The sequence below is a fragment of the Collinsella aerofaciens genome, assembly GCF_039752985.1.
In the GTDB taxonomy this organism is placed as follows: domain Bacteria; phylum Actinomycetota; class Coriobacteriia; order Coriobacteriales; family Coriobacteriaceae; genus Collinsella; species Collinsella aerofaciens_BT.
The window spans coordinates 40150-57399 of sequence record NZ_JBDMHA010000005.1 but is presented as its reverse complement, the minus strand read 5'-3'; the positions used below and the strand labels follow the sequence as shown (position 1 = coordinate 57399).

General features: G+C 60.3%; 17 protein-coding genes and 4 tRNA genes. 20 read left to right on the top strand and 1 reads right to left on the bottom strand.

Annotated features, from left to right (window positions below):
* The 6 genes from ABHR76_RS01490 to ABHR76_RS01465 all read left to right on the top strand — a co-directional run.
* A partial coding sequence (locus ABHR76_RS01490) for a hypothetical protein (RefSeq protein ID WP_346976609.1) occupies window positions 1-234 on the top strand: 234 nt, incomplete at its 5' end.
* Between the two features lie 305 nt (window positions 235-539).
* Window positions 540-1895: an RES family NAD+ phosphorylase gene (locus tag ABHR76_RS01485; protein WP_346976608.1), complete on the top strand. Its 1356-nt coding sequence runs from the start codon at window positions 540-542 to the stop codon at window positions 1893-1895.
* Window positions 1896-2260: 365 nt separating this feature from the next.
* Window positions 2261-2641 (top strand): ASCH domain-containing protein, encoded by a 381-nt coding sequence (locus ABHR76_RS01480; protein ID WP_117794300.1) that lies wholly within the window; start codon window positions 2261-2263, stop codon window positions 2639-2641.
* Complete coding sequence (locus ABHR76_RS01475; RefSeq protein WP_346976607.1) at window positions 2634-3821, top strand: hypothetical protein; 1188 nt, start codon at window positions 2634-2636, stop codon at window positions 3819-3821. Before ABHR76_RS01480 ends, ABHR76_RS01475 begins: the two co-directional genes overlap by 8 nt.
* Before the next feature lie 41 nt (window positions 3822-3862).
* Window positions 3863-4378, top strand: coding sequence for a GNAT family N-acetyltransferase (locus ABHR76_RS01470; RefSeq protein WP_158564859.1), 516 nt, complete (start codon window positions 3863-3865; stop codon window positions 4376-4378).
* A gap of 875 nt (window positions 4379-5253) precedes the next feature.
* Window positions 5254-5970, top strand: a complete 717-nt coding sequence (locus tag ABHR76_RS01465) for a YfbU family protein (RefSeq protein ID WP_215694544.1) — start codon at window positions 5254-5256, stop codon at window positions 5968-5970.
* Between the two features lie 395 nt (window positions 5971-6365).
* On the opposite strand, the gene ABHR76_RS01460 is transcribed toward ABHR76_RS01465, so the two are convergent.
* Window positions 6366-6716, bottom strand: coding sequence for an Abi family protein (locus ABHR76_RS01460; RefSeq protein ID WP_346976611.1), 351 nt, complete (start codon window positions 6714-6716; stop codon window positions 6366-6368).
* Window positions 6717-7249: 533 nt separating this feature from the next.
* Between ABHR76_RS01460 and ABHR76_RS01455 the strand changes: the two genes are divergently transcribed.
* The 14 genes from ABHR76_RS01455 (at window position 7250) to ABHR76_RS01390 (ending at window position 17249) form a co-directional block, all read left to right on the top strand.
* Window positions 7250-7918, top strand: coding sequence for a nucleotidyltransferase domain-containing protein (locus ABHR76_RS01455; protein ID WP_346976606.1), 669 nt, complete (start codon window positions 7250-7252; stop codon window positions 7916-7918).
* 216 nt (window positions 7919-8134) lie between these two features.
* The gene (locus tag ABHR76_RS01450) at window positions 8135-8923 is read left to right on the top strand and encodes a DUF3825 domain-containing protein (RefSeq protein WP_346976605.1); all 789 of its coding nucleotides are present in this window, start codon (window positions 8135-8137) and stop codon (window positions 8921-8923) included.
* A 138-nt stretch (window positions 8924-9061) separates the two neighbouring features.
* A tRNA-Val gene (locus ABHR76_RS01445) sits at window positions 9062-9136 on the top strand.
* A gap of 338 nt (window positions 9137-9474) precedes the next feature.
* Window positions 9475-9547, top strand: a tRNA-Ala gene (locus ABHR76_RS01440).
* 200 nt (window positions 9548-9747) lie between these two features.
* Window positions 9748-9823: transfer RNA gene (locus tag ABHR76_RS01435), tRNA-Ile, on the top strand.
* Window positions 9824-10023: 200 nt separating this feature from the next.
* Window positions 10024-10096, top strand: a tRNA-Ala gene (locus ABHR76_RS01430).
* Window positions 10097-10171: 75 nt separating this feature from the next.
* Window positions 10172-12205 (top strand): ABC-F family ATP-binding cassette domain-containing protein, encoded by a 2034-nt coding sequence (locus tag ABHR76_RS01425; protein WP_346976604.1) that lies wholly within the window; start codon window positions 10172-10174, stop codon window positions 12203-12205.
* Entirely contained in the window at window positions 12192-12488 is a 297-nt protein-coding gene (locus tag ABHR76_RS01420) for a hypothetical protein (protein ID WP_164473297.1), read from the top strand. Before ABHR76_RS01425 ends, ABHR76_RS01420 begins: the two co-directional genes overlap by 14 nt.
* 9 nt (window positions 12489-12497) lie before the next feature.
* Window positions 12498-13181 carry a site-2 protease family protein gene (locus tag ABHR76_RS01415; RefSeq protein WP_346976602.1) on the top strand — a complete coding sequence of 228 codons (684 nt, stop codon included), beginning with the start codon at window positions 12498-12500 and terminating at the stop codon, window positions 13179-13181.
* An 84-nt stretch (window positions 13182-13265) separates the two neighbouring features.
* Window positions 13266-14075 (top strand): segregation and condensation protein A, encoded by an 810-nt coding sequence (locus ABHR76_RS01410; RefSeq protein WP_346976601.1) that lies wholly within the window; start codon window positions 13266-13268, stop codon window positions 14073-14075.
* Between the two features lie 11 nt (window positions 14076-14086).
* On the top strand, window positions 14087-14806 hold the full coding sequence (scpB, locus tag ABHR76_RS01405; RefSeq protein ID WP_346976600.1) for an SMC-Scp complex subunit ScpB: 720 nt from the start codon (window positions 14087-14089) through the stop codon (window positions 14804-14806).
* Window positions 14793-15764, top strand: coding sequence for a pseudouridine synthase (locus tag ABHR76_RS01400; RefSeq protein ID WP_346976599.1), 972 nt, complete (start codon window positions 14793-14795; stop codon window positions 15762-15764). The genes scpB and ABHR76_RS01400 overlap by 14 nt, the downstream gene beginning before the upstream one ends.
* A gap of 66 nt (window positions 15765-15830) precedes the next feature.
* Window positions 15831-16517: a (d)CMP kinase gene (gene cmk / locus ABHR76_RS01395; protein ID WP_195241017.1), complete on the top strand. Its 687-nt coding sequence runs from the start codon at window positions 15831-15833 to the stop codon at window positions 16515-16517.
* 3 nt (window positions 16518-16520) lie between these two features.
* On the top strand, window positions 16521-17249 hold the full coding sequence (locus ABHR76_RS01390; protein ID WP_346976598.1) for a lysophospholipid acyltransferase family protein: 729 nt from the start codon (window positions 16521-16523) through the stop codon (window positions 17247-17249).
* The last annotated feature ends 1 nt before the right edge of the window (window position 17250 follow it).

Here is a 17250-nt window from a genome sequence, read left to right as displayed (position 1 = left end):
CCAGTCGCGTCTTCTTCGCCGTGCTCACGGTCTTCTGTCCGTCTCGGCTGCATGGTGAGGCTCAACGGTGTAGAAGCGCGCAAACGAGATCCTGGCATGACGCGCGAGCGGCTGCAACAAGAGCTGACATGGGGCGTGGCAACGCTGTTGGCCGGGCCCCTTTGTCTGGTCCTGCCGACCTTCGTTTTGCCGGCTCTCTTCGTTGAAGCTTTCATCGACCTTTTCGTTGACTAACCACTTAGACCAGAGCGGGCGCCTCTCCCGGCCGTCTCCGAAGCCCATGGCTCGCCATTCCTCGCGAGGCAGCCTCTCTTCCATAAGATCGAGGAGGCGCGACCGTTCTTGGTATCCAAGTCGCCCTCTTCTTCGTGCTCGTTTTTGCCCTGCGCAGGAGCCTGGGAAAGCTCTTCTCGGTTGCAGCTGGTATAATCGGGAAACGAGTCGCGGGTCGCCGCTGACGCAGGCTGCGGCCATGGCGATTCGGATAGAAGACAGGTCGGGCCATTTGGTGAGGGAAGTCGATTGCTACGGTAGATGAGATGAGGGCTGGCGAGGATTCTGCATCCGCCCGCACGGACCTCTCAGAGGCACTGCGCGAGTCGGAGGCGATGCGGCTCAGCATGGCGAAGGCCCTGAGCGAGTCCGTCGCATATACCGAGATGATGCATAAGACGTCCGAGGCGGTTTGCGCTAGTATGGCGCCGGCCCTCGTGACTTTTGTTGACAGCATCAAGTCCATTACGGCGGGCGTCCGCCTCGACTCCATTCGTGCGGTCCTCGATTCCATCAACTCCAGCGGCTGGCTCTCTTCCTATCGAGCTTCCGAGGTCATGAAGGTTGTTTCCGCCCAGCAAGAACTTCTTGCGGCATGTACGGCCTCGCTCCAGACCCCCGCCATTCGGGACATGGCGGACCGCTTTGCGTCTAAAGACTACTTCGGCGTCTACGAGAGCCTTGCCAGCAGCCTTTCTGGGCTGACCGTCAGGGGTCCCGACATCGCCCTCCTTGGCAATGTCGGCGGGCTTGTCGATTCCCTCGGAGATTTCGGCTACGGCGGCTCGATACCGCGTGGTACCAAGACCTTCGTGAAGAACCTCAGCAAGGTCTCGCTCGAGCGGCTCTCCGTTAGCGAGGATGTCTCGGTCGACATCAGGGGAAAGAGGCTGCTTGCGGCGGACGCCGAGACGGACCCCGGGCCCTGCAATTGCGTCGGCGATGATTCCGGCGTGGTGTCCGCGAGCGTTCGCTCGTTCAACGTCCTGACCTCGTCCCTGTCCTTCCTTGAGGGGCTGACCGAGGTTGACATGATGAAGCTTCAGCAGCTTTGCTCGGATGACCCCGCCTTCGCAAGGGATTGCAAGGCCGGTAGGCTTATCTGGGAGACGGTTCGGGACTGGAGGGATGCGATTTCGTTCGACAGGCCGGTCTATTACCACGCTCGGCTGAAACCCGCAGGGACGGCCTCGTACCTTAAGGACGACATGGTCAAAGCGCCCCGCCTACTTGTGAAAGCGGGAAGGTTTAACGGCCCGCAGAAGGCTTACTACTACTTCTCCGACACAGAGCACGGCGCGATGCAGGAGATTGGGAAGCACGGTTCGGGGGACGAGGCCCAGGTCGCCGAGATAGAGGGCAGGCGCGACGTCCGCCTCATCGACCTTTCCGGCGTGGGCCGCGGGACAAACTACTTCCTGAAGTACCTTCGGTTCCCATTCACCAACACCGACCAGGTCATCCCGCCGGAGTACCTCGTGCCGAACTTCGTCGCCCAATGCTGCCGTCATGCCGGCATCGACGGAATCAAATACTACGGCAGCAAGACGTACAGCAACTACGTGGTTTGGGACGACGGCTTGTTCCGCATCGTCTCCATGCACGTGACTCCCATCGAATGAGGCTGGCATTACAGCTGGATTCGATGTGGTCGGCTTCTTCGATGAGCTCATGTGCGCGCTTGGGGAGATTGCAAGCTACGTCGGCGTGGTCGACCATGGGCGCTAGCCCTCTCTACGGGTAAATGAGCCGATTCTAGCGAACGCATTTTACAATGTGGGGGGACGCCCGATCGGCGGCCCAGACGGGCTTGCTTGCATCGTATCCGACACCGGGGAAATGCATCAACGAGATATCGAATAGCTCATTTCTGACTGTAATGGGAAGATTCGTCGTGTTCGGTTTTCCTTCGTTAAAGGAAGGGCTGTGGAACGGCGTGCGTCGATCCGACTCTTTATAATTGAGTCGATAGAGGGAGGGTGCCGCAGTGAAAGCCTTAGTTTCCATACATCCGAGATTCGCGCGACTCATTCTGTCGGGAGAGAAGAAATGCGAGTACAGGAGAAGGCTGCCGACAAAACCGATATCGGGTATCGTCATCTACGCAACATCTCCCGTTTCGAGGATCATCGGCGAGGCGGGGGTGGAGTCCATGCCCTTTTTGGAAAAGGGGGAGCTCTGGCGGCAGACGTCTTCGTTCGGAGGGATTTCCAAATTCGAGTTCGAGAGTTATTTCTACGGCATGGAGATGGCCGGCGCGTTGCTGTTATCCCATCCGGTTGCGTATGACCATCCATTTCCAATAGAAAAGGTGGGTCTCGTTAGGCCGCCGCAGTCGTTTTGCTATCTGAGTGAGGAAGATGAATAGCTTCGCTTTTTGGTGCCGACCTAACGAGGGCGGCGGAAAAGATCGCGTCGACGGCCAGGGTATCGAGGCGATGGTCAACATAAATCTCTGGATTGCGGATAGCCTGGAGCACGGGAAATCGAGTACAACGGCATTCGATTTCGGCCTGATGCTATCGCCCGCCTGCTCCGATGGTCAGGACGACGGGAAAGCGGGCGATACCGCTCAAGGCGACGAGAAATCCGAAGACCTGAAGGGAGACGTTTCGATTCTCGATTCTATCAAGGGAATATCCCTTTACTGCCCCTTCAAAATAGATAAGAGCTGCTTTTCTGATTTGATGCCGAAGCTGAACAAAGAGACCCTGGGCGCGATATTCAACGATCGGTGCCGCGTTTCCGAAGTCGATTTTACCTCACGCTATGTCGAGGTGAATCTTGCGAACGATGAAAGCAGGGGTCCGTTTCTCCTTTTGTCGTGCGACGTGCTGAAGTTCGAAGAGTGCGACAGCGGCGCGGCAACCGTCATCAATATAGATTTCCCCCATATTGCGAGAGAGGTTGGCGGCGAGTCCCGCAGGGTTTACGTGAGATTTCGCTTATACATCGATCAAAATAGCGGTTTGGCCAAACGGAACGACTCTCGTGACAGGTTGTTTACCAGTGCGTTCAGCCGGGAGGAGGCGATCGATCTCAGGATCAACGACTACCGGACGCTGAGCGATGAGATGAGGGAGAAGGTCGACGGCGTGGACCCGGACGCCTATCCTCTTAAATCCGTCACCGTGCACACCCTCCTCATGGCGCGGACGAGCGTTGCCGTTGAGTCCTTCGAGGACCTTCATGAAAAACGTCTGCTGGAAGGGGATAGCGTGTGGGGAGGCTACCTGCCAGAGGGGCTCTCAGCCTCTGACGTGGTGGCATGGCATTGGAAGAAAAAGATCAACAGGCCAGGGGACGGTTACAAGATGTACCTCAAGCTGAGCTATTCGGTGTGCAATTGGGGTACGATCGCCCTGTATTTACTCTTCCTGACTGCGTTTTCCGTGTTTACCAACGTACTTGCGACCGTGCTCTGCGATTTGACTTGGCTTGGGGCAATCGGAGCTTCTGGCGCCAGCCTCGCGGCGTGCGCCGTTCTCCTCGTTGTGTTCGGTGTGTTCAGAGTTCGGAAACCGCATGGCCGACGTTTTCGGCCCTGACGCAATGGTATTCTATATCTGAAGAGAGAGGAGGGGTCGTCATGGAAAGACTGAAAATCGTTTCCGTCGAGAACAAAACCGAGGTAGGGCGGCTGCACGCAATTTGCCGCGGCAGCTTCAAGCGGTATTATCCGGGGTTTGATGGATGGTATCGTGCGAAGGTCCTCCCGGGCATCGGATCCTCCAGATGGGTGCTGAAGGCCATCTCGGGAGACAGAATGGCCGGCATCTGTATCGTCAAAGACGACGGCGCGGAAAAGAAGATTTGCTCGCTGCGCGTGGACGCCAACCACCGCGGACGGGGAGTAGGGACTGCGCTGATCGCGGCCTCCATCGAGCTCCTTGATGATGAGAGGCCTCTTATAACGGTTCCCCAGGAGGTAATGCCGTCCCTATCTCCCCTGCTTGAGAAATTTGGGTTTGAGGCGATGGCGGAGTATCGGAACCTTTACCGGGAGGGTGCAAGCGAGTTTTTCTATAACGGTACCCTTGCGTCCAGTACCGGCATTGCCGAAACGTTTGATGTGAGGTCGTCTCTTGATCTGGTGTTTCGGTAGTTCCGTCGAATGACAAAACCTAGAAAGATGCAGGCCGTTCATTTCGGGTTACTGCAGGACAGGGGTCCAGAATTTCTGGACCCCTGTCCTGTTTTGGGTTGACCGTGCGATAAGGGGCGCCTTGGCCTTCGCTACACCTGCTGGGAGCAGCGCTTCTGGGTGCCGCACGCCGCTGCTCGGTATCGCATGCATTGTCGTGGCGGTTGTTCTTGCTTTGAGCTAAGCGGGCAACCGATTAAAAGCGGGTTTCATGTTTCCCAAAGCAGGGGTGCACCGGCTAACGCCGGCGCGCCCCTGCTATTGAACGGACAGTTTTAGTTACCAAATATATGACAGCCATAGCGTGCCCCACCTCGTTCGTAGCCTTTACTCGACGGTGCAGAAGCGCGTGCACGAGATCCTGGCATAACGCGCGAGCAGCCGCAACAAGCGCTGCCATTGGGCATGACCACGCTGCTGACCGCGCCCCTTTGTCTAGTCCTGCTGCCCTTCGTTCTGATGGGTCTCTTCGTTGAAGCATTCATCGGCCTTTTCGTTGATTAGCCACTTTAACCAGACAGGGCACTTCCCCCAACTGTCTCCGAAGCCCCTTGTATATCAACTTCATCCGAACACCTCCCACATTCATCCGTACATGTACGGATGAATGTGGGAATCCGATGCCCTGAGGGCCGAATCAGCCGGCCCCGGGAGATTGGAGGACTCCACGTCTGAACCTCCCGCATCCCGTGCGGGCAAGATAAATGCCCGCAACGATTGCCGCTGCGAGCATTCTCCAGGCCGGTCACAAACCGGCAGGCTCCGACTATTTGACGTCACCGTGTAAGTGTAATACAGTAATACATGACTGTAGGACACCATTAAGGAGGTAGACAATGGCAACCATCTCTATCCGAGTCAGTGATGACCTCAAGGCCAAACTCGAGGGATTGGCCCACGAATCGGGTGGCACCATCTCAGGAGTGGTCACCGAAGCCCTCGAATCAATTGTGGGCAGCCCCCGCACTGATTACCCCGAGGAGATGGCCCCGCTGACCATAGCGCCGGTCAACCGCCTCATCCTCCGCGACCAGGAGCTCATCCTTGCCGCCCTCTCGGAGTATGAGGAGGATGCCGCTTACCACAAGCGCAATGCACAGATATTCGAGAAGGGCTACGTGCGCGAGTACCCGGAGGCATTCGCCGTGCTTCGACCGGAGATTCCCAACTCCCGCTGCGAGGAGCTGTACGACATCCTCGACATGTTCGGCGTCCTCAGGGCCTCATACGAGGACCTGCCTGAAGATGAGAAGGCCGAGGTGGACGAGCGCGACATCTCGCCTCAAGGCTTCGACTACAACGACATGGAGGAGGGGCGTCTCGCCGGCTACGTGAAGCACCTCCTTGCGGACAAGCGCTATGAGGAGCTCGCGGAGCCTCTAAGGAAGTATTCGGATGGCGGGAACTCGCATGGTCCCCGCCTCGAGATGTACCGCCGCATGCTTCACTGCTTCAGGCCCCTCTGGCGCAAGCATATGCTCGGCGACCGCTTCCTCGGCCTCGCCGAGATCGAGAAGGTCATCGCTGCGCAGCGCTACGACTCTGGCTACTAAGAGGGAGCAGCCGATGTCTGAAGACATCGGACGAATTCTGTAGTACATCAACGAATACATCAAGGGCTGGAGTGTCCACGGGACGGCCGGGAGCTGCCGAGGGCCTACGGCGTGGAGGACGTGCCGCTCGGCGAGCTCGACCTGACGCCGGGGCTGATAGGGCGCGCGCGCATAGAGGGGCGATGCCCCGCTGTCCTAGCCTGAAGGGGAAAACGGAATAGGCGGGGCGACCGTCCGGCTGAGTCTGGGAAGAGGTGCCGGGCGGAGGGCGGAGCATGGCCACCGGACCCATCGAAAAGCATCTCCACCGTTCCTTCAACTGGGAAAATGCCGCCCCCGAGTCCCGGGAGGGGACTCGGGGGGGGTTCGGCTGGCTACGGAAACGGCCTATCCGATCAATGTGTTCGGCTGAGATCGGAAATCAACCCGTCTCCGAAGCCCATGGCTCGCCATTCCTCGCGAGGCAGCCTCTCTTCCATGAGATCGAGGAGGCGCGACCTCCATGAGGTGGCCGGCGCGATGGTTTCGAGCATGTAGCCGAGTACAGTGAGCGTGCCGAACATCTTGTGGTTGCCGACCTCGTGGGGCTCGTGCCAGGCGGTGTCATCCCTTGGGATCATGGGTTTGGCGCCGAGCGTCTTGTTCCAGAGGCGGCTATGGTGGGCACAGCAGTTCCTCACAGTGTTGAGCGCCACGAGCCAGGATTCGGCCACCTTGGCGCTAACTCCGAGCGTGCCTGCTGTTATCCCACGCGCTCGAGCTTGCCGACGAGTTCTTCTCGGTCTGCCATGAGGCCGCGCGAGATCAGCAGGTCCGCCTGCTCGTCGTAGGTGAGGAATGGCTTCTCGTACTTCATCTCGGCTCCTAGAATTTGAAAAAAGACCCGCCAGTGTGCATGCTAAGCAGGGGCCGGGCGGGTTTACTGGCTTCATCTTAACGTGTCCCCTCGGCATTGGCTATTGAAATACTAGAACGCGTGCCCCAGCTTGTCCGTTAACCAATTGCTCTTGGCTCGGCGACATCGGCATGGCGCTCAAAGGCACCTCAGATCGCTGCCAAAATGCCTATATTTCGGAAGCGCGAGGAAAAATTAGCAATCCCTGAGCACAACCCGATTTTTGTCAACAATACCACGGTTAGAGACTTTGCCAATCTCCCTCGCGTATGGCATCTTCAGATTTTGCCGCATACTACCGGATACAGCCCCTCTCTAATCACCGGCCTGTGGAACGGGCGCATGGCGATTGCCATCCTTTCAATCGGTAAGTAAAATTGAGACATGATTACGCTTGTCGACATATCCGCTGCTGTTTCTCGTGTGCTGTCTCGTTACGACGTCCGCGAGGCATACCTATTTGGCTCCTTCGCCCGTGGCGAGCAAACGCCAGATAGCGATATTGATTTGCGTCTTGTCTGCGGTGAAACAATGACGTTCGGCACGCTATACGAACTCTCCCTTGAGCTCGAAGAAGAGCTCGGGCGAGATGTTGAGATTGTCACCAACCCTCCCGAGCATATGCGCCCTGCATTTCGCAAGAGCATTGAAAAGGATGAGGTGCGTCTCTATGAAGCGGCTAAACGGGACGAGGAGCTCATCGGGGTCATTCTTTCCGATTGCGAAACTCTGGCTAGACGAATCGATTATTTTGATGCCACGGAAAACTCTTTCGTTAGCGATCGGAGCGAGGAAGGTGAGCTTGCTTACGACGCGATCATGAGCCCCGTCTACAGAATCGCCGAGGATGCACTCCATCTTTCCGATGAGATCCAATCGGCTTTTCCGGAGTATCCTTGGAACGATATTGGGGGTTTTCGAAATTTCGTAGCACATGGATACGTAGCACATGGATATCGAGAAGTCGATCGATCCCTTGCATGGAAAGTTATCGTCGATGATATTCCTGAGCTAGAGAAAGCGTTGCGTATCTTCAGACAGCGCCAGAGCTGATGCAGCCTTGGCTGACGCGGCTCCTTTGGTATCCCAAGCGCTGGTGGTCGACGGCTGCACGATCGACGCCCGTACCGAGGGGCCAACCTTATCACGCCGGCGATGGCCTAACTCGCCAAAAAACCTCGATGCAATTGCGTTGCGCGTACCGGCGACGTGTCGCCCGTATAGAATCAAAGCATCCGCCCGCCAGCTATCAATTGGATTGGACGCCACATGGAGATCCCCAACACCCTGTGCAGCAATGTCTACGACTTTGCGTTTTGCCCCGAGCCCTGTTACGACCGCCTGGTAGACCTCGCCGATCCCGAGGACTGGGGTCCCAACAACCGTATCCTTAAGAATTACCTGTCGTTCTCGTTTAGCCGCGCGGTGTTTCTGACCGAACGCGACGTGAACCAGACCGCGCCGTCCAACCTGCCGTTGGTGTTCGACGGCGACCGCTGCCTGTTCAACACCGGCCTGTACACGCGCCGCTACGAGACCATCTACGGCCTGTTTGAGCCCAACACCAGGCCCGACGCGCGGCGGCGCTGGTTTTTGAAGGGCTTCTTTAAGGAAAGCGACCCCATGCTGGTCTCGTTTGAGTACCTGCCGTGCCGTGTGCGCTTTACCGAGGACCCCTCCGAGCTGGTCTTTGACTACCGTCTGCCGATCCGCTCCAACATCGACCACATCCTGGGCGACGAGGAAAACCTCACGCGCATCCCCGCCAGCCTGATGGGGGAGGGCAACTCGCTGCTGCTGCGCCGCGCCTTTGAGGGCGCCGTCGTCGAGGCCGCCCGCCGCGCCGCCGCCAACTACACGCTCGCCGTGCCGCAGTTCTACGGTGGCCGGATTCAACTGCTTCTGCCGCTGTGCCTAACCGGCGACAAGCCCGAGCTGGCGCTGACCATCCAACGCGAGGACGGCTTCTACGCCGCGCGCACCTGTCTCACGCTCGAGATGGCCTACAACAATGCGCGACTCATCTGCCGCCCCGAGACCTCGTGGATCAAGCGATAAAGGCGCGTTGAGCTGCTGGTTTGCTGTTTATTTGGACTGCGCCAGAGCGGCCAACGCCCACTAATTTAAAATCGTGGGCAAAAAGTACTTGGTAAACCACGCGCGGCTATGATAGTATCTCTTTTGCCGAAAGGCGACGGGCGATTGGCTCAGGGGTAGAGCATATCCTTCACACGGATGGGGTCACAAGTTCGAATCTTGTATCGCCCACCATCTAAAGCGCAGGTCAGAGGTGTTAAGCCTCTGGCCTTTTTCTTTTTGACACCAAAGATGGCATCAAAACTGACATCACAATCGAATCCATGTTGTCCGAGACGCCGTTTTTTGAACGCGCTTCACGTGCGCGCTTCATTTACTGACGTTATCTTCCGTTTTTTTGGTCAGCGTTTGGTTTACTTCCGGTACTTACCCGCTGGCCGTCGTCCTGGCCGTAAAGCTCCCCGCGGGCACATGCCGCCGCCTTCCCGTTCGGCCACCGGGACGTCGCGAAAACTTTTTCAAAAATTGTCCTTGCATCGCCGTCCGAGTTCCCGTATAGTACTTCTTCGCACGGGGGCGTAGCTCAGCTGGGAGAGCGCTTGACTGGCAGTCAAGAGGTCAGGGGTTCGATCCCCCTCGTCTCCACCCGAGCATTGAATGAGGCTCCAACGCAAGTTGGGGCCTTTTTTCATATTGGCACACAAGGTCAAAGGCGGCACCATGATCCTCCTGGTCGACAAGATCGTGCGTTGAACGACCGTCGCGTGCATGGTAGTATTTCTCCTCGTGGTGCAAAACTAATGCAAATGGATAGCCGACATTACTATCACAGCCACTAACTACAAGGGCTCTTGGCGCAACGGTTAGCGCAGGGGACTCATAATCCCTGGGTTCTGGGTTCGAATCCCGGAGGGCCCACCAGAATTTCCAGAAGGCCAGGCACTATGTCTGGCCTTCTTTCTTTTATTCTTTCTTTTATATAGCTTACATATCGGTCGATAGAAGGCCGTCCTGCCAGCTTCCGGGCGCCCCGGGTCGGCTGCCGGGACGCCGCGGCGGAAAGTTTTTCCAAAATTGTCCTTGCATCGTGGTCCGAGTTCCCGTATAGTACTTCTTCGCACGGGGGCGTAGCTCAGCAGGGAGAGCGCTTGACTGGCAGTCAAGAGGTCAGGGGTTCGATCCCCCTCGTCTCCACCCGAGCATTGAATGAGGCTCCAACGCAAGTTGGGGCCTTTTTTCATATTGGCACACAAGGTCAAAGGCGGCACCATGATCCTCCTGGTCGACAAGATCGAAAAAAGCTTCGGCGCACGCGTCCTCTTTAGCGGCGCGTCCTTCCAGATCAACCCCGGCGAGCGCTTCGCGCTCGTGGGACCCAACGGCGCCGGCAAAACCACCATGCTCAAAATCATCATGGGCATCGACAGCCCAGACGCCGGCCAGGTCCAGTACGCCAAGGACTGCCAGGTGGGCTACCTAGAGCAGGAAACCAACCTGGAGCAAAAGGACACCACCATTCTCGCCGAGGTCATGGCCGCTGCCAAGGAAATCCGCCGCATGGGCGAGCGCGCCAACGAGCTGCAGGCCCAGATCACCGAGCTCTCCGAACAGGGGAAGGACGTCGACGCACTCCTTAACGAGTATGGCCAGGTCCAGGACCGCTTTGAGCACCTGGGCGGCTACGAGCTCGAGAGCAACGCCCGTAAGATCCTATCCGGTCTGGGCTTTAAGGTCACCGACTTTGAGCGCCCGTGCTCCGAGTTCTCGGGCGGCTGGCAGATGCGCATCGCGCTCGCCAAGCTCTTCCTGCGCCACCCCGACCTGCTGCTTCTGGACGAGCCCACCAACCACTTGGACCTCGAGAGCGTCCAGTGGCTGCGCGGCTTTATTGCCAACTACGACGGCGCCGTCCTCATCGTCAGCCACGACCGCGCCTTCATGGACGCCTGCGTCGACCACGTCGCCGCGCTCGAGAACCGCCGCGTGACCACCTACACCGGCAACTACAGCAGCTACCTCAAGCAGCGCGAGGACAACCTGGAGCAGATGCGCGCCAAGCGCGCCGCCCAGGAGCGCGACATCGCCCACATGCAGGTCTTCGTCGACAAGTTCCGCTACAAGCCCACCAAGGCCGCCCAGGCCCAGGAGCGCATCCGCAAGATCGAGCAGATCAAAAAGGAGCTCGTCATCCTGCCCGAGGGCCACAAGCACATCGACTTTAAGTTCCCCGACCCGCCGCGCTCCGGCGACATGGTCGTGGGCCTCGAGGGCGTCTCCAAGTCATACGGCGATAAGCACATTTACAGCGACATCGACCTCAAGCTCTACCGCGGCGAGCACGTGGCGCTCGTCGGCCCCAACGGCGCCGGCAAGTCCACGCTCATGAAGATCCTCGCCGGCCTGGAGCCACCCACCACCGGCACCCGCGAACTGGGCACCAACGTGGGCGTGGCCTACTACGCCCAGCACGCACTCGAGGGCATGACCGAGTCCAACACAGTCCTGCAAGAGATCGACACCGTCACGCCCAAGTGGACCGTGCCGCAGCAGCGCAGCCTGCTGGGCGCCTTCCTGTTTAGCGACAACGATTCCATCGAGAAACAGGTTCGCGTCCTCTCCGGCGGCGAAAAGGCGCGTCTGGCGCTCGCCAAGATGCTCGTGGCCCCCGAGGCGCTCCTGTGCCTGGACGAGCCCACCAACCACCTGGACATCGACTCGGTGGACATGCTCGAGAACGCCCTGCAAAACTTCCCCGGCACCATCGTGCTAATCAGCCACGACGAGCACCTGGTGCGCGCCGTGGCCAACCGCGTGATCGACATCCGCGACGGCAAGGTCACGGTCTATGACGGCGACTACGACTACTACCTCTACAAGCGCGAGGACCTCGCAGCCCGCGCCGCCGCCGAGGCGGCAGGGGAGAGTGCACCGGCCGCGACCAAGTCCGCCAAGGTCACCGCGGCCCAGCCCGACACCCCCGCCACCGCTTCCAAGCCTGCCGAGGGCAAAAAGACCAAGGAGCAAAAGCGCGCCGAGGCCCAGGCCCGTGCCGCACTCAACAAAAAGCTCAAGGGCGTGCGCAACCAGCTCAAGAAGATCGAGGCAGAGCTGGACAAAAAGCGTGCCCGCTATGACGAGCTTATGGAATTGATGGCGAGCGAAGAGCTTTATGCCGATCAGGATAAGTTCAACGCCGCGCTGGGGGAATATAACGGCCTTAAGCAAGAGCTGCCCAAGCTCGAAGACGAATGGCTGGAGCTTTCCACCCAGATCGAAGAGGAGACCGCGCGTGAACTCTCGTAAGGCCGCTGCCGTGGCGATGAGCATCATCGCCATCGCTTGTCGCATCTGCGGCATCTTTATGAGCGCGATGACCGTGCTGCTGTGCTTTAGCGGCCTCACCGCCAAGCTGCAGATCGTGGGCTTTGTCGTTGAGCTTTCTCGCGCACTGCCGAGCGCCATTGCCGGCTATGGCGTCATCACCTCACCTTTTGGCGGCGTGTTCCGCTTGGATTACGCCATCGTGGCCGTCATCCTGTTTGTGGCCGACTACTTGCTCACGCGCGCCTCGCGCCGCGTCCGCTAGGGGATCGACATGTCCGGCAGCTACCTCATGAACCTACTCGCCAGCGCGGTCGCCGTCATCGTAGGCATCGTTATCCACGAGAGCGCGCACGCAGCCGCGGCCTGGGCGCTTGGCGACAAGACGGCCCGCTCCCGTGGCCGCGTCTCGCTCAACCCGCTCAACCATATCGACCCGTTTGGCACCATCATCCTGCCTCTGCTCATGCTTGCCGCCGGCGGCCCGGTGTTCGCCTTCGCCAAGCCAGTGCCCGTCTACCTCAACAACCTCAAGCACCCCAAGCGCGACGAGGTCCTGGTGAGCGCGGCCGGCCCCGCATCGAATATCGCGCTTGCGTGCCTGGCCGCAGCCCTCATGCACGCAGCGTACGGCAATCTCTACGCCAGCATGTCCTTTGCCGTGGCGTCCCAAATCATGAACTTCGGCGCCACCTTTATCGTGGTCAACTTATCGCTCGCGTTCTTTAACCTCATCCCGATTCCGCCGCTCGATGGCTCATCGATCATCGTGCCCTTCCTCAAGGGCAAGGCACTCGCAAACTACTACCGCCTGCAGCAATACGCCATGCCCATCCTCATCCTGGTGCTGTACCTGCTGCCCATGTGGACCGGCATCGACGTGATCGGCCGCTATTTCGACGTTACCGTGTATCCGCTGGCTGAGCGGCTGCTCAACTTCGCAATCGCCGGCATCTAGGGTAAACTTACAGGTCGACCGTGCAAAACGGTCGTAACATGCACCCAAACCGCGCCGTGAAGGCGCCGTCAAAGGAGGTCGAAGATGTCGTATCGCGTGTCGACGCAGGTCTACAGCGGACCGTTCGACCTGCTGCTGCAGCTGGTAACCCGCCAAAAAGTAGATATCGGCGCCATCTCAATCAGCGAGGTGGCCGAGCAGTACCTAGCAGAGGTCGAGCGCATTGAGGCGCTGGATCTGGACGTGGCGAGCGACTTTTTGCTGGTTGCGGCAACCCTTTTGGACATCAAGGCCGCCTCGCTGGTACCCCAGGAGGCCCCCAGCAAATCCGTCGACGATGACGAGGACGACGAAGACCTCGAGGAACTCAGCGCGCTCGACGGCGATGCCCTGCGCGAGGTCCTGATTCAGCGCCTGATCGCCTACAAGCAGTTTAAGGGCGCGGCGGCGGCCCTTGGCGCGCGCATGCAGGCCGAGAGCCGCATGCATCCGCGCGTGGCCGGCCCCGACCCCGAGTTCCTGGGCCTTATGCCCGACTATCTGGCTGGCATCACGCTGCGCGGCCTCGCCGTCATCTGCGCCGACCTGGACGGCAAGCGCCAGACCTTCCTGCTGGAGGCCGAGCACGTGGCGCCGCATCGCGTGCCGCTCGACCTGACGGTGGCATCGGTCGACCGCTTTACCATGGCGCACCAAACCTGCACCTTCCGCGAGCTGTTGGACGGCGACGCCACCACCGAGCAGCTCGTCGTCACCTTCCTGGCCATGCTCGAGCTCGCCAAGCGCGGATCGCTCACGCTGAGCCAGGACGAGATCTTTGGATCCATTCAAATCAACCGCGTCGAGGGCGCCGAGGCATACGTACCCGGCGAGGGCCCCGAGCTCACCGAATAGGAGCGGCAACCATGTCAACCCTTTCCACGCTAGAGGCAAACAGCCTCAAAGGCGCCCTCGAGGCACTGCTGCTGGTGTCGAGCGACCCCGTCAGCGCACCCGCGCTGGCAGGTGCGCTGGATATCGCCCCGGGCGAGTGCGCGTCGCTTTTGGCCGAGCTCAAGGTTGAGTACGAGGAGGCCAACCGCGGCTTTCAGCTGCGCGAGGTCGCCGGCGGCTGGCGTCTGTTTACTCATCCCGCCTACCACGACGTGGTCGAGGCCTACGTGCTGAGCTGGGACACGCAAAAGCTGTCGCAGGCGGCGCTCGAGACCCTGGCCGTGATCGCCTACCATCAGCCCGTCACGCGAGAGGTGGTCAAGGGCATCCGCGGCGTCAACTCCGACGGCGTCATCGCGTCGCTCGTTGACAAGGGTCTGGTGCGCGAGCTCGGCCGCGACCCCCAGCGCGGACAGGCAATCATCTACGGCACGACCAACGCCTTTTTGGAGAAGTTCGGTCTGCGCTCCACCCGTGACCTGCCCGATCTGGAGCAGTTTGCCCCCGACGAGCAGTCGCGCCAGTTTATCCGCGAGCGCCTGAGCGGCCGCAGCATTCAGTCTACGCTCGAGGAGCAGGCTGAGGACCTGGACGAAGAGCGCGAACTGATCGATACCGATATTGAGGACACCGATGGCGAGGAGCTTCTGCCCACAGGTGTTACCTCGGAGGATATGCATGACGAAAACTAACGAAGCAGGGGAGACGCGCACTTCACGTGCCGCGGGCGCCACAACGCCCGCGGGCGACGCCCAGCCCGTCTACCCGCACACCATGCGCCTGCAGCGCTTTTTGGCGCGCGCGGGCGTGGCGAGCCGCCGCGGATCGGAAGACCTGATGACTGCCGGCCGCGTGACCGTCAACGGCCAGATCGCGACCGAGCTGGGCACCAAGGTCGATGTGGACCGCGACCATATCGAGGTCGACGGCATGCCCGTCAAGCTCAACCAGGGCGCCGTGTACCTGATGCTTTACAAGCCGACCGGCTACCTCACCACCATGAGCGACCCGCAGGAGCGTCCCTGTGTGGCGGACCTGGTTCCCCGCGACCGCTTTCCGGGCCTGTTCCCGGTGGGCCGCCTGGACCGCGACACAACGGGCCTTTTGCTCTTTACCACCGACGGCGACCTATCGCAGGACCTGCTGCACCCCAGCAAGCACGTCTACAAGACCTACCAGGCGCTCGTTGACGGAGACTTGTCCGACCGCGACTTGGAGCCACTCCGTCGTGGCATTGAGCTCGACGACGGCCTGTGTCAGCCGGCAATCTGCCGCGTCATCAACGCGCGCGAGGCCGAGGCCGTAGCTCCGCAAGGTGTCAAGCCCGGTACCACCGCCGTTGAGGTCATCATCCGCGAGGGCCGCAAGAACCAGGTCAAGCGCATGCTGAGCAAGATCCACCACCCCGTGATCCGCCTGCACCGCTGTAACTTTGCCGGTCTGGAGCTCAAGGACGTGGCTAAGGGCTCGTGGCGCGAGCTCACCGACCGCGAGGTGCAGATTCTCAAGGCCGGCGGCATCCCGCCCAAGCAGGCCAGCTCCAAGCGGGGCGCCGCGCCGGCGACCAACACAGCGAGCCGCACGCGTCACCACGGCAGCCACGGTTCCGCGCCCAAGCGCAACACCTACCGCGAGCGCTACACGGGCTAGTCAGTCCGCCACGCCCCAACGCCTGCGTCCCATACCAGTACGTCAACCACCGAAAGGAAGCATTGCATGATCGTCGCCATCGACGGCCCCGCCGGGTCCGGCAAGTCCACCATCGCCAAAGAGATCGCCCGCCAGCTGGGCTTTAACAAGCTCGACACGGGCGCCATGTATCGCGCCGTCACCTTCGCCGCGCTCGACCGCGGCATCGACCTGGATGACGAGGCGGCCATCGACGCCCTCGCCGAGCAGATCGAGATTCGCTTTACCAACGGCACCGGCGAGGACACGCGTCTGACCATCGACGGTAAGGACGCCTCGGCCGCCATCCGCACCCCGCAGGTTGACGCCAACGTGTCCAAGGTCTCGGCCTACCCGGGTGTGCGCGCCGCCATGCTTATCCATCAGCGCCGCGCCGCCGAGGACCGCGACATTGTCGCCGAGGGTCGCGACATCGGCACCGTCGTGTTTCCCAACGCGCAGGTCAAGGTGTTCCTGACCGCCGACCCGCGTGAGCGCGCCCGCCGCCGCGTGCTGCAGCGCCACCAAAACGACGCCCAGCCGCTTACCACCGAGCAGCTCGAGGCCGAGGTCGACGAGACCCTCGACGCCCTCAAGCAGCGCGATAAGCTCGACAGCAGCCGCGAGGTCGCGCCGCTCATTCCCGCCGAGGACGCCGTGCACGTCGACTCCACCGCCCACACCATCGACGAGGTCGTCTCGATCATCGAGGACCTCATCAACCAAAGGAGGTAGCCCATGCGCCTGTTTAAGCAGACGCCCGAGGATTACTACAACGCCCCCTACGCCGAATTCCCGGCGCTCATCCGCGGCACCGTCGCCGTGGTCATGGGCATCCTGTGGGTCTTCTCCAAGCTCATGTGGCGCTGGAAGGTCGAGGACAGCGACCTGCTGTTTGAGCGCCAGGAAGGCCGCGGCAGTGTGGTCATCTGCAACCACACCTCAATGGCCGAGTTGCTGGCCGTTGAGACGGCGTTGTTCTTCGGCGACCGCCGTGTGCGCCCTATCTTTAAATCTGAGTTCGCCAAGAGCAAGATCGTGCGCTGGGCCTTTAGCCGCGTGGGCGGTATTCCCGTCGAGCGCGGCACCGCCGACATGAAGTGTCTGCGTGCCGCCCAGCATGCGCTGCAGCGCGGTGAGGACGTTCTGATCTTCCCCGAGGGCACACGCATCCGCTCGCGCGAGATCAAGCCCGAGGTCCACGGCGGCTTTGCGCTCATCGCCCAGATGGGCAAGGCACCCGTCAACCCGCTCGCCATCTGTGGTTGGTCCGACATTACGCCTAAGGGCAAAAAGCTCATGCGCCCCAAAAAGTGCTGGATCCGTGCCGGCAAGGCCATCTCGCTATCCGACGCACCGGCCGAGCTTAAACGCAAGGAGCGCCTGGCATGGTTTGAGTCCGAAGCCATGAATCGTGTCTACGCCATGCGCGATGACTTGTGCGCCGAGCATCCTGGCAGGTTCTAGC